Below are 12397 nucleotides of genomic sequence, written 5' to 3' on the forward strand. Positions count from 1 at the left end.
CGGTCCGCAAGAACATATAATTCTCGCATAGAACCCTTTGGCGCCTTCGATGTCACCCTTTTCGTTCACCCTGCTGTTCGCGCTCGCCGTGCTCGCGATGGTCGTTACCAAGCTGTGGCTCGCGTCGCGGCAGATCCGCTTCGTCGCCGCGCACCGCAACGGCGTGCCCGCGCAGTTCAGCGCCACCATTCCGCTGACCGCCCACCAGCGCGCGGCCGACTACACGGTCGAGCGCACCCGGCTGGCAATGTTTGAAATCGTCGTCAGCGCGGCCGTGCTGGTCGGCCTCACGCTGCTCGGCGGCGTCGGTGCCCTCGACACGCTGCTGACGGGCTGGTTCGGCCGCGGCTACGGGCAGCAGGTCGCGCTCGTCGCCGCCGTGCTCGCAACCATGAGCGTGATCGACGTGCCGTTCGAGTATTACCGCCAGTTCGGGATCGAACAGCGGTTCGGCTTCAACCGCATGACCAAGCGCCTGTTCTTCACCGACATGCTGAAGAACACGCTGCTCGGCGCCGTGCTCGGCCTGCCGCTGCTGTTCGTCGTGCTGTGGCTGATGAACCAGGCCGGCAGCCTGTGGTGGCTGTGGACCTGGATCGTCTGGGTTGCATTCCAGATGCTCGTGCTGCTGATCTACCCGACCTTCATCGCGCCGATCTTCAACAAGTTCGAACCGCTGAAGGACGAAGCGCTGCGCACCCGCATCGAGTCGCTGATGAAACGGTGCGGCTTCGCGGCGAAGGGCCTGTTCGTGATGGACGGCAGCCGCCGTTCCGCGCACGGCAACGCGTATTTCACGGGCTTCGGCGCATCGAAGCGGATCGTGTTCTTCGACACGCTGCTCGCGCGGCTGTCCGGCCAGGAGATCGAGGCCGTGCTCGCGCACGAACTCGGCCACTTCAAGCGCCGCCACGTAATGAAGCGGATGCTCGTGTCGTTCGTGCTGAGTCTCGTGCTGCTCGCGCTGCTCGGCTGGCTCGCGCAGCGCACGTGGTTCTACACGGGGCTTGGCGTCACGCCGTCGCTCGACACGAGCAACGCGGGCGCCGCGCTCGTGCTGTTCTTCCTCGCGATCCCCGTGTTCCTGTTCTTCGCGACGCCGTTCAGCAGCCTCACGTCGCGCAAGCATGAATTCGAGGCCGACGCGTTCGCGGCCAGCCAGACCGACGCGCAGGATCTCATCAGCGCGCTCGTGAAGCTTTACGAGGACAACGCGTCGACCCTCACGCCTGACCCGGTCTACACGGCCTTCTACTACTCGCATCCGCCGGCGTCGCAGCGGATCGACCGCCTGATGCAGCACGCATGAGCCGGCCGACCTCCCGCAAGCCGGCTCCGCGCGCATCAGGCGCGTCGCGTGTCGAAGGCCGCGTGATCGCGGCGCACGGCCGCCACTACATCGTCGCGCCCGACGACGGCGGCCCGATGCTGCAGTGCTTCCCCCGCGGCAAGAAAAGCGAGATCGCGGTCGGCGACCGCGTCGTGTACGAACAGGCGTCGGCGGACCAGGGCGTGATCGTCGAGATCGGCGAGCGGCGCAACCTGCTGTACCGTTCCGACCAGTTCAAGTCGAAGCTGTTCGCGGCCAACCTCGACCAGCTGCTGATCGTGCTCGCAACCGAGCCCTATTTCAGCGAAGACCTCCTCGGCCGCGCGCTGATCGCGGCCGAAGCGAACGAATTGAAGCCGCTCGTCGTGCTGAACAAGATCGACGTCGAGGCCGCGCTGCCGGTCGCCCGCGAGCGCCTCGCGCCCTACCGCGCGCTCGGCTACGACGTGCTCGAACTGTCGGTGAAGGGCTCGCCCGACGATGCGCGCGCGCAACTGATGCCGCATCTGGCCGGGCATTCGACGATCCTGCTCGGCCAGTCCGGGATGGGCAAGTCGACGCTCGTGAACCTGCTCGTGCCCGATGCCGAAGCCGCGACCCGCGAAATCTCGGCCGCGCTCAACAGCGGCCGCCATACGACGACGTTCACTCGCCTCTACCCGCTCGAAGGCGGCGGCGCACTGATCGATTCGCCGGGCTTCCAGGAATTCGGCCTCTACCACCTGACGGAAGGCCGCCTCGAGCGCGCGTTCCCGGAATTCCGCCCGCTGCTCGCGGACTGCCGTTTCTATAATTGTCATCATCTGCACGAGCCGGGCTGCGCGATTCTCGAAGCCGTCTCCGACGGCCGCATTTCACCGTCGCGGCATGCGCTTTACGCACAGCTCGTGCACGAGGCAAGCCAGATCGTCCGCTGACCGCACGGCGGACAGAAGGCGGCCGGTGCCGGCCCGGCCTTCACCGACAGGAGCCGCGATGCGTTTCAAGGCCCCCGATCTCGCCACCGCGCAGCACTGGGCGAATGTACTGCAGGTGGCCGGCATCGGCTGCGAATTGCACAACTGCTACGCGACCGGCGCGCTCGGCGGCTTGCCCGCCGACGCTTGCGCCCCCGAGCTGTGGCTCGACGACGAGCGCGACGATGCACTCGCCCGGCGGCTCCTCGATGCGGCGTCGCACGGCCCGTCGGCCGGCGCGGTTTCGTGGCGCTGCCGCCAATGCGGCGAGGCGCTGGAGGCCCAGTTCACCGCCTGCTGGCAATGCGGCGCCGTACGCGATCCGCTCGACGACTGAGCGGACTGACCGGACGCACAGCAAAAAGGCCGGCATGAAGCCGGCCTTTTCGTTTCATCGCGCATGTTCGCTGCCGCGTCAAGACACCCAGACGGCCAGCGTCAGCATCAACAGCAGGATCATCCACAGGATCACGGCGCGCCAAACCAGGCCGACCGCGGACTGCAGCGTGCGCGGCGTGCAATCATCACCGACCGTCAACGGGCCGCTGTCACCGACCGCCAACGCGTCGAGACTCGACGGTTCCGCGAGCGGCCCCGCGAGGCGCGCGCCGAGCGCGCCGCTGCCGGCCGCGAGCAGCACGCCGTCGTTCGGGTCGGGCCACTGGCGCGTGTGATTGCGCCACGCGTAGATCGCATCCTCGAAGTTGCCGACGATCGCGAAGCCGAGCGCGGTCAGTCGCGACGGAATCCAGTCGATCACGAAGAACGCGCGCTGCGCGAACGTCGAGAACGCGGCCGTGCGATCGTCGCCCGGCGTCGACCAGCTGCGCGCGAGATATTCGGAGATGCGGTACAGCACGGCTCCGGCCGGACCGATCGGCAGCACGTACCAGAAGAACACGCCGAACACGTGGCGATGCGACGCAACGACCGCATGAATCAGCGTATGGCGGACGATTTCACCGACCGGCATGTCGACCGTATCGAGGCCCGTCCACTCGTGCAGGATTTCACGCGCCCGCGGCACGTCGTCGTTGTTGAGCGCGAGATGGATATCGGTGAAGTAGTGGCTGAACTGGCGGAAGCCGAGCGTGAAATACACGACGACGACGTTCCAGATGAACGCGAGCACGAAGCTCACCTTGAACAGCAGGAAGTAGATCAGCGCGACGACCAGAACCCACGGCAGCACGACTGCGATCCATGCGAGCAGGCCATGCTTTTGCTTGCCGGCGTCGAGGCCATGGGCGACGGTTTCCGCATGAAACTGGAACAGCGCGAACACCGGATTGCTCGGTGACAACGCGCGGACCTGTTCGATGATGAGGGCGAGAAGAACCGAAAAGAAAGTCATGCGTGGTGCCGTCTTCGGAGTTATGTCATTTTTTGCATAACGATAGCACAGCGTAAGGGGCGCATGGCTGCCGACGCGACGGGCCGTCAGCCGGCCGCGTGCGCAGGTTCGGGTGGGATGCTATCCGGCTGCCAAGAAGCGGTACAGATTGCGCAACATGCCGGCAGTTGCGCCCCAGATGAAGTAATACCCGGCCGATTCGCCGTTCGGATACGGCATCGCAAAAAAACGACGCTCGCCGCCTTCCCAGCGGAACACGCGCACCTGGTGGTTCGACGGACTCATCAGGAACGCGAGCGGCACCTCGAAAATCTCGGCAACTTCGAACGTATCGGCCTGCACGGTGAACGGGGGATGCACGAGACCCACGACGGGCGTCACGCAGAAGCCGGTCCCCGTCAGGTAGTCGGGCAGCGCACCGAGAATCTCCACCGGTTCGGCGGCCAGTCCGATTTCTTCCTTCGCCTCGCGCAACGCGGTCGCCGTCGCATCGCGATCGAACGGCTCGCGGCGACCACCGGGAAAGCTGATTTGCCCGGCATGGTCGTTCAGGTGATCGGCGCGCTGGGTCAGCAGCACGGTGAGACCGCTCTCGCGAACGACGAGCGGGATGAGGACGGCAGCGCTGCGCGGATCGACGCCCTCCTGCAGCCGTACCTCTCCAGGCTCGACGCTCCATTCGAGCGTGCGCGCGAAACGCTCGCGCAGCCCGGGCGGCGTCATCAAGCGGGATTCGATGGACGGCAGGCCGGCGCCGGTGCCTTCGACCGGCAGCACTTCGGGATCAATGATGGGGCGGCGATTCAATCGGGGTCTCGAGTTCGTGACGTATCGAGCATATTGTCGCGCCAGAATGAAAAAAGCACCCGGGTGGGTGCTTTTTCCTTACAGCTCTTACTCTTGGGAAGCTGCTGCGGCGCGATCCTTCGACACCAGCTTTTCCTTGATTCGAGCCGACTTGCCCGAACGCTCGCGCAGGTAGTACAGCTTCGCACGACGCACATCACCGCGACGCTTCACGACGATGCTCGCCAGCAGCGGCGAGTAGGTCTGGAACGTACGCTCGACGCCTTCGCCCGACGAGATCTTGCGGACGATGAAGTTCGAGTTCAGACCACGGTTGCGAATCGCGATCACGACGCCTTCGTACGCCTGAACGCGCTTGCGGTTACCTTCAACCACGTTCACGTTCACGATCACCGTGTCGCCCGGGGCGAATTCGGGGATCGTCTTGCCGGCGAGCGCGCGCTCGATCTCTTCCTGCTCAAGTTTTGCAATCAGATTCATCACTGACTCCTAAAGCCATCTTGTCGGCGTTTGCACCCGCCTGCTTCCAGGCTTGGCCCCGATAGAGGATGGATTCACATCAGGCGCCGCGCACGCATGCACGGCACCGCCATTTCCCGCCCGCGACGCCGCCTCAGGAGGCGTTCTTCGCTTCGCGTGCGAGGTTCGCAAGCCAGGCCTCGTCGGCACGGCTCAACAACTTCTCGCGGCGCGCCCGGACGATCAGGTCCGGCCGCTTCCGCAACGTATTTCTCAATGCTTCCTGGCGCCGCCACCGCTCGATCTCGGCATGATGGCCACCGAGCAGCACGTCCGGCACGCGCATCCCCTCGTACTCCTCAGGGCGCGTGTAATGCGGACAATCAAGCAGCCCGTCGACGAAGCTGTCCTGCACGGCCGACTGCGCATCGTTCAGCACGCCGGGCAGCAGGCGCACAACGGCATCCATCATCGCCATCGCCGGCAGTTCGCCGCCCGACAGAACGAAATCGCCGAGGCTGATTTCCTCGTCAACGCAACGGTCGAGCAGACGCTGATCGATCGCCTCGTAGCGGCCACACAGCACGATGACACCTGGCTCCTGCGCCATTCGCACCGCACGTTCGTGCGTGAACGGCGCACCTTGCGGCGACATCATCACCACACGCGTGCTCGCGACGCCCTGCTCCACCTGCGCTGCTTTCGCAGCACCGATCGCAGCCTCGAGCGGCCTGGCCAGCATCACCATGCCCGGACCGCCGCCGTACGGACGATCGTCGACCGTGCGGTAGTTGTCCGTCGTGAAATCACGCGGATTCCAGGTGCGCAGCCCGAAGCGCCCCTGCTTCACGGCACGGCTGGTGATACCCCAGTCGGTCAGCGCGCGGAACATTTCGGGAAAGAGCGTGACGACGTCAAACTGCACCGCGCTCTCCGTAACCTGGTTCATTAGTAATCGGCTTCCCAGTCGACGACGATGCGACGTGCCGCCTGATCCACCGTTTTGACGTAGACGCCGACGAACGGAATCAGCCGTTCGCCGGTGGTCGGCCGGCCATCCTTGCCGACTGCCGGATACTCGACGCGCATGATCGAATGCACGCCGTTGTCGATCATCCCGCTCACCGTCCCGAGCGCCACCGATTGCTCGTTGACGACCTCGAGGCCGATCAGGTCGACCCAATAGAATTCGTCCGCGGCCAATACCGGGAAATCTTCCCGGCGCACGAACACGCGAAAGCCGCGCAAAGCCAGCGCGGCATCGCGGTCGCTGACACCCGCGGTATGCGCGACGACAGTGTCGCCGTGCGTCTTCGACTGCAGGATGCGAGCGGACAACCGCTCCCCACCCCGTTCCAGCCACCAGCAGCGCGCGTTGAGCAACGCATCGCCGCCACGACCGGCGTCGGCATGCGTCGCCACCTTGACCCAGCCTTTCAGGCCGTAGGCGTCGACTACCGCCCCGACCTCGACAGCATCGTCGGGCCAGGCTTGCACCGCCTCGAGACTGCCCGACTCGGCAGCCTCACCGGCGCTCGCGACAGTGTCGCGCTCGACCGGCTTGCGGACGAATGCGCCAAACGACGCTCGCCCGCGCTTTGCGTTACCGGAATCGTGACCGGACATCAATGCTCCTTGCAGCCGGCACGACCGGCACACCGCGCCATGTTAGGCAGCCGGTTGCGCCTTTTGCGCTTCCTTCACGAGACGCTGAACGGTCGGCGACAGTTGCGCGCCAACGCCTTGCCAGTACGTCAGACGGTCCTGAGCGATACGCAGCGATTCGCCCTTCGTGGCGACCGGGTTGTAGAAGCCGACGCGCTCGATGAAGCGACCGTCACGACGGTTGCGCGAATCGGTAGCGACGATGTTGTAGAACGGGCGCTTCTTCGAGCCGCCGCGAGCCAGACGGATGATAACCATATGAAATCCTTCGGGGAAACCGGGTTCGAAACTACTGAAACGTGCGATTATAGCCGGAAACCAAAGCCACAACAAACACTTACGCGCAAAAATTCCACGGACTCCCTGCGCGCCAGGCATACAATCGTCGTGTCCACGACGCTCACCGCCGCCATGCCGCTATTTTGCGTCACCCAGGCGCGCCGCGCGCAGCACCGCCTCGCGGGCTTGCTGACCGGCCTCGTCACCTGTCTCGCAGCCGCCGCGGCTTGCGCCGCAACGCCGGTGGACAAACTCGTCGTGCCATCCGGCTTCCATGTCGACGTGCTGACCGACGCCGTGCCGACCGCCCGCGAAATGGCATGGTCGCCCCGCGGAATCCTGTATGTCGGGTCGCAGGAAGGTCGCGTGCATGCATTCGTGATGCAGGAGGGCCGGATCACGGCCCGATACGTGATCGCATCGGGGCTCGACATGCCCGTCGGCGTCGCGTATCGCGACGGCGCGCTCTATATCTCCGCCGTGTCGCGCATTCTGCGCCTCGACCACATCGACGACCGGCTCGCCAGTCCTCCGGCGCCGGCGGTCGTGACGGACGCGCTGCCGACCGATCATCATCACGGCTGGAAATTCATCGCATTCGGCCCCGACGGCAAGCTCTACGTGCCAACCGGCGCACCGTGCAACGTGTGCCTCGGCGATCGCGGCCGATACGCGATCATCGCACGCATGAACGCGGACGGCAGCGGCCGAGAAGTGTTTGCCCGCGGCGTGCGCAATACCGTCGGCTTTGCCTGGCACCCCGATTCGCGCGAGCTGTGGTTCACCGACAACGGGCGCGACTTGATGGGCGACGACGTGCCCGACGACAAACTGAACCGTGCGCCGCGCGCAGGCCTCGATTTCGGCTTTCCGTACTGCCACGGCGGCGACACGCCTGACCCTGAATTCGGGAGCGCCGACGTGTGCCACCGCTACGTGCCGCCCGTGCTGAAACTTGGCGCGCACGTCGCGGCACTCGGCATGCGCTTCTATACGGGGCCGATGTTTCCGGCGTCATATCGCAACAACATCTTCATTGCCGAGCACGGTTCGTGGAATCGCAGCACGAAGGTCGGCTATCGCGTGATGCGCGCGGTCGTGTCGGCCGACGGCAGCCACGCAAGCCAGACACCGTTCATCACCGGCTGGCTGCGCGCGGACGGCACCGTGTGGGGGCGCCCGGCCGACGTACTGCCGCTGCCGGACGGCTCGCTGCTCGTCAGCGACGACTACGCAGGCACCATCTATCGCGTCACCTATGCGGCACCTTGACGCAGGCAAGGGGTGACCCGGCCCGACCGGGCATCGTAGAATGCCTGCCGGGCCACGCGCCCCGCGCCGGCCTGCCGGCCGCCCATGCCAACGATAATCCGCCGCCATCCATGTCCAGCAGCACCGCATCGTCGTCCCGCCGCTTTCGCTCCAAGACGCTCACCGCCGCCCTCGCGTTCCTCCTCGGCTCGCTCGGTGCGCACCGTTTCTACCTGTACGGCTTTCGCGACGTGTACGGCTGGGCGCACCTGCTCGCGACGATCGTCGGGATCCCGGGTTTCCTGCTGCTCGCCGCGACCCAGCGCAGTGCCAACCTCGGCTGGTGGCTCGCCGTGCCGGGTGCGATCTCGCTTCTGGCTGCGTTCCTCGCCGCGCTCGTCTACGGCCTGCGCCCCGACGAGAAATGGGACGCGCAATTCAATGCCGATACCGGCAAGCACAGCCAGTCAGGCTGGACGGTGATCTTCATCGTGATCTTCTCGCTGCTGATCGGTGCGTTCCTGCTGATGACCGCGCTCGCGCTGTCCTTCCAGACATACTTCGAATCGCAAGTCGAAGCGGCGAAGCAAATCTCGCAATAAGCACCGACGCGCGTCGGTCAGCTCAGAACAGCCTCAGCTGCACGTCGTCACGCGACGTCGCGCCGGTTGCGCCCGCCATCGGGCTTTGCGCTGCCGCCCCGGTTGCCGGCGCACCGCGAAACTGCGACAGATCCAGAATGCCGTTCGCGCGCTCGTTCAACCCGAGCCGCTTCACGGCCTGACGGAACCGCTGCCGCAACAGGTCTGCCCAGATTCCCTCGCCCTTCATCCGCTTCGCGAAATCCGAGTCGTAGTCCTTCCCGCCGCGCATGTCGCGCACGCGGTTCATCACGCGCTCCGCGCGATCGGGGAAATGCGCGGAGAGCCAGTTCTTGAACAGCGGCGCGACCTCCCACGGCAGCCGCAGGATGATGTAACTCGCGTGCGTTGCGCCGGCTTCCGCACAGGCTTCCAGCACACGCTCCATGTCCGGCTCGGTGACGAACGGGATCATCGGTGCAATGCTGACGCCCACCGGCACGCCCGCGTCGCGCAGCGCGCGGATCGTGCGCAGCCGGCGCGCCGGCGTCGCCGCACGCGGCTCGAGCGTACGCGCGAGATCGGCATCGAGCGTCGTGATCGTGACCGCGGCCATCACCTGCCCGCGCTCGGCCATCGGGGCCAGCAGATCCAGATCGCGCTCGATCAGTGACGATTTCGTGATCGCGGCGAACGGCAGCCCGTGATCGTGCATCACCTGGATCACGCTGCGCGTGATGCGCAGATCGCGCTCGACGGGCTGGTATGCATCGGTGTTGACGCCAAGCGCGATAGGCTCCGGCACGTAGCGCTTGCGCGAAATCTCGCGCTCGAGCAATTCGGCAGCGTTGACCTTCGCATAGATGCGGCTCTCGAAATCGAGCCCCGGCGACAGACCGAGATAACTATGGGTCGGCCGTGCAAAGCAGTAAATGCAGCCATGCTCGCAGCCGCGATACGGATTGAGCGACACGCTGAACGGTATGTCTGGCGACTGGTTGTGCGTGAGGATGCTCTTCGCGCGCTCCTCGAACACCTGCGTGCGCAGCGGAGCCGGCAGATCGGTGTCGGCCGATTCGTGGGTCCAGCCGTCGTCGACCGCTTCACGCAGCGCCGTTTCGTATCGCCCCTGGAGGTTGTCGACCGCACCACGCCCCTTGCGGGGCGCCGGCGGCGCTATAGGAAATTCGTTGTCGGACCGACCGCCCATGCACTCACCCATTCGCCTGCACCCAATACTGTACATTTATACAGTATTGGGTGCAGCATGCCAAGGGCGAGATAGAGGGACGGACTGTCGGCCACAGCCAGGGTCATTCGCCGACCGAGATCGTCAGCGTCTCCTTGATTTCTTCCATCACGACATAGCTCTTCGACTGCACCGCGCCAGGCAGCTGCAGCAAGATGTCGCCCAGCAGCTTGCGATAGTCGGCCATTTCACCGATCCGCGCCTTGATCAGGTAGTCGAAGTCGCCGGACACGAGATGACATTCGAGCACCTCGTCGATCTTCATCACTTCGCGCCGGAACTGCTCGAACATGTTGCCGCCCTTGTGGCCGAGCGTGATCTCGACGAACACCAGCAACGCGGCACCCAGTTGTCCCGGATCGACGCGTGCGTGATAGCCGGTGATGACGCCGTCGCGCTCCATGCGCCGCACGCGTTCGATGCACGGCGTGACGGTCAGCCCGACCTGCTCCGCGAGGTCCTTCATCGCCATCCGGCCGTCGTCCTGGAGCAGTTTGAGGATGCGCCGGTCGAGCTTGTCGAGCGAGCGTACTGGCTGGCGTTGCGTTCTCATTTGTTTATGCTGAAAACCTGAAAAATACGATAACAAAACCTACACATTCGACAATACCATAGCGCAAAAAACTAGATCAGCTAGAGGTTACACGGAGACGCAGGTGCGCCCGGCCTCGACCTGATCCTTCCATCTGGAGCAGCTATGCGAGTCGTCATTCTGGGCAGCGGTGTGGTGGGCGTGGCAAGCGCGTATTACCTCGCGCGCGCCGGTCATGAAGTCACGGTGATCGACCGGGAAGCCGGTCCGGCGCTCGAGACGAGCTTCGCGAACGCAGGTCAGATCTCGCCCGGCTATGCCGCGCCGTGGGCCGCGCCCGGCGTGCCGCTGAAGGCCGTCAAGTGGATGTTCGAGAAGCACGCGCCGCTCGCGATCCGCCTCGACGGCACGCGCTTCCAGCTCCAGTGGATGTGGCAGATGCTGCGCAACTGCACGGCCGAGCGCTATGCAGTCAACAAGGGCCGCATGGTCCGCCTCGCCGAATACAGCCGCGATTGCCTGCAGGCGCTGCGCGCCGACACGGGTATCCAGTACGAAGGCCGCACGGGCGGCACGCTGCAACTGTTCCGCACGCAGCAGCAACTCGACGGCGCGGCGAAGGATATGGCGGTGCTGCAGGAAGCCAACGTGCCGTTCGAACTGCTGTCGCCGGCCGAGCTCAAGAATGCCGAACCGGCGCTTGCCGCCGTGTCGCACAAGCTGACGGGCGGCCTGCGCCTGCCGGGCGATGAAACCGGCGACTGCCAGCTGTTCACGACGCGCCTTGCGGCGCTCGCAGAATCGCTCGGCGTGAAGTTTCGCTACAACACGCCGATCGACGCGCTCGCGATCGCGGGCGGCAAGATCGCCGGCGTGCAGTGCGGCAGCGAGACGGTGCGCGCGGATGCATACGTCGTCGCGCTCGGGTCGTACTCCACCGACTTCATCTCTAACCTGATGAAGATCCCCGTCTATCCGCTGAAGGGCTATTCGATCACCGCGCCGATCGTCGACGAGACGGCCGCGCCCGTGTCGACGGTGCTGGACGAAACCTACAAGATCGCGATCACGCGTTTCGACCAGCGCATCCGCGTCGGCGGCATGGCGGAGATCGTCGGCTTCGACAAGAACCTGCGTGCCGCGCGTCGCGAGACGCTCGAAATGTGCGTGAACGACCTGTTCCCGGGCGGCGGCGACACGTCGAAGGCAACGTTCTGGACAGGCCTGCGTCCGATGACGCCGGACGGCACGCCGATCGTCGGCCGCACGCCGGTCTCGAACCTGTTTCTGAACACCGGCCACGGCACGCTCGGCTGGACGATGTCGTGCGGGTCGGGCCAGCTGCTCGCCGACCTGATCTCGGGCAAGAAGCCGGCAATCCAGGCCGACGACCTGTCGGTGCATCGCTACCTGAAGGACGTAGCCGGCCAGACGCGCCCGGCATACGCATAAGTCGGAACGGCCCGCCGCGACGCAGGCCGGTCCGCATCAACGAAAAAGGCGCCCTCGGGGCGCCTTTTTCGTTACAGCGAATGCGTTGCGGCCTCGGAACAGAGCCCCCGTCGACTCGCGCACGGTCGTTACCCTTCACGCCGACGATCAACGCTTCTGGCCCACCTGTCCGCACGACGACATGTTCGGCGCGACATTGAGCGAGCACGGCTCACTGCCCGACAGAACACCCCGCCCGCTTCTGTCGTCGCACAAAAAAAAGGGGCGCATATCGCGCCCCCTCGTCCTGCGTACTTGCCGCCGAAGCGTCAAGTCACGCCGTGTCAGCCCAGTTCGTTCACGAGCTCCGGCACGAGCGCGAACAGGTCGCCGACGAGGCCGTAATCGGCCACGCTGAAGATCGGCGCTTCCGGATCCTTGTTGATCGCGACGATCACCTTCGAATCCTTCATGCCGGCCAGGTGCTGGATCGCACCCGAGAT

The 12397-nt window shown here is 65.3% G+C and carries 14 protein-coding genes and 1 pseudogene; 6 read left to right on the top strand and 9 right to left on the bottom strand.

Annotated elements, in window-relative coordinates; all coding sequences use genetic code 11:
• Nucleotides 1–49 precede the first annotated feature (49 nt).
• The 3 genes from DIE08_RS13340 to DIE08_RS13350 are packed head-to-tail and all read left to right on the top strand — an operon-like array spanning nucleotide 50 to nucleotide 2623.
• Nucleotides 50–1309 (top strand): M48 family metallopeptidase, encoded by a 1260-nt coding sequence (locus DIE08_RS13340; protein ID WP_059599377.1) that lies wholly within the window; start codon nucleotides 50–52, stop codon nucleotides 1307–1309.
• Nucleotides 1306–2247 carry a ribosome small subunit-dependent GTPase A gene (gene rsgA / locus DIE08_RS13345; protein WP_059599376.1) on the top strand — a complete coding sequence of 314 codons (942 nt, stop codon included), beginning with the start codon at nucleotides 1306–1308 and terminating at the stop codon, nucleotides 2245–2247. The genes DIE08_RS13340 and rsgA overlap by 4 nt, the downstream gene beginning before the upstream one ends.
• A 58-nt stretch (nucleotides 2248–2305) precedes the next feature.
• Nucleotides 2306–2623, top strand: coding sequence for a putative signal transducing protein (locus DIE08_RS13350; RefSeq protein ID WP_124623378.1), 318 nt, complete (start codon nucleotides 2306–2308; stop codon nucleotides 2621–2623).
• A gap of 78 nt (nucleotides 2624–2701) precedes the next feature.
• Here the strand turns inward: DIE08_RS13350 and DIE08_RS13355 are convergent, their stop codons facing one another.
• The 6 genes from DIE08_RS13355 to rpsP form a co-directional block, all read right to left on the bottom strand.
• Nucleotides 2702–3640, bottom strand: coding sequence for a CobD/CbiB family protein (locus tag DIE08_RS13355; protein WP_059599374.1), 939 nt, complete (start codon nucleotides 3638–3640; stop codon nucleotides 2702–2704).
• A gap of 120 nt (nucleotides 3641–3760) precedes the next feature.
• Complete coding sequence (locus DIE08_RS13360) at nucleotides 3761–4447, bottom strand: CoA pyrophosphatase (RefSeq protein WP_124623381.1); 687 nt, start codon at nucleotides 4445–4447, stop codon at nucleotides 3761–3763.
• A gap of 87 nt (nucleotides 4448–4534) precedes the next feature.
• Nucleotides 4535–4927: a 50S ribosomal protein L19 gene (rplS, locus tag DIE08_RS13365; RefSeq protein ID WP_006753174.1), complete on the bottom strand. Its 393-nt coding sequence runs from the start codon at nucleotides 4925–4927 to the stop codon at nucleotides 4535–4537.
• Between the two features lie 133 nt (nucleotides 4928–5060).
• On the bottom strand, nucleotides 5061–5855 hold the full coding sequence (gene trmD / locus DIE08_RS13370; RefSeq protein WP_124902130.1) for a tRNA (guanosine(37)-N1)-methyltransferase TrmD: 795 nt from the start codon (nucleotides 5853–5855) through the stop codon (nucleotides 5061–5063).
• Entirely contained in the window at nucleotides 5855–6532 is a 678-nt protein-coding gene (gene rimM, locus DIE08_RS13375; protein WP_124902131.1) for a ribosome maturation factor RimM, read from the bottom strand. Before rimM ends, trmD begins: the two co-directional genes overlap by 1 nt.
• A gap of 42 nt (nucleotides 6533–6574) precedes the next feature.
• Nucleotides 6575–6829: a 30S ribosomal protein S16 gene (gene rpsP, locus DIE08_RS13380; RefSeq protein WP_006476550.1), complete on the bottom strand. Its 255-nt coding sequence runs from the start codon at nucleotides 6827–6829 to the stop codon at nucleotides 6575–6577.
• A gap of 153 nt (nucleotides 6830–6982) precedes the next feature.
• Between rpsP and DIE08_RS13385 the strand changes: the two genes are divergently transcribed.
• Nucleotides 6983–8122, top strand: coding sequence for a sorbosone dehydrogenase family protein (locus DIE08_RS13385; protein ID WP_124902133.1), 1140 nt, complete (start codon nucleotides 6983–6985; stop codon nucleotides 8120–8122).
• Between the two features lie 110 nt (nucleotides 8123–8232).
• On the top strand, nucleotides 8233–8703 hold the full coding sequence (locus DIE08_RS13390; RefSeq protein ID WP_059599369.1) for an NINE protein: 471 nt from the start codon (nucleotides 8233–8235) through the stop codon (nucleotides 8701–8703).
• 22 nt (nucleotides 8704–8725) lie between these two features.
• Here DIE08_RS13390 and DIE08_RS13395 read toward each other — a convergent pair whose 3' ends face one another.
• Both DIE08_RS13395 and DIE08_RS13400 read right to left on the bottom strand, forming a co-directional pair.
• Entirely contained in the window at nucleotides 8726–9904 is a 1179-nt protein-coding gene (locus DIE08_RS13395) for a PA0069 family radical SAM protein (RefSeq protein WP_124902132.1), read from the bottom strand.
• Nucleotides 9905–9995: 91 nt separating this feature from the next.
• Nucleotides 9996–10484 carry an Lrp/AsnC ligand binding domain-containing protein gene (locus DIE08_RS13400; protein WP_006762687.1) on the bottom strand — a complete coding sequence of 163 codons (489 nt, stop codon included), beginning with the start codon at nucleotides 10482–10484 and terminating at the stop codon, nucleotides 9996–9998.
• 144 nt (nucleotides 10485–10628) lie between these two features.
• Between DIE08_RS13400 and DIE08_RS13405 the strand changes: the two genes are divergently transcribed.
• Complete coding sequence (locus DIE08_RS13405; protein ID WP_059599367.1) at nucleotides 10629–11915, top strand: D-amino acid dehydrogenase; 1287 nt, start codon at nucleotides 10629–10631, stop codon at nucleotides 11913–11915.
• A gap of 323 nt (nucleotides 11916–12238) precedes the next feature.
• On the opposite strand, the pseudogene DIE08_RS13410 reads toward DIE08_RS13405, so the two are convergent.
• Nucleotides 12239–12397, bottom strand: a pseudogene (locus DIE08_RS13410) (electron transfer flavoprotein subunit alpha/FixB family protein); the annotation flags it as partial.

Origin of the sequence: Burkholderia sp. Bp9004, assembly GCF_003858025.1 — a bacterium.
GTDB lineage: Bacteria > Pseudomonadota > Gammaproteobacteria > Burkholderiales > Burkholderiaceae > Burkholderia > Burkholderia diffusa.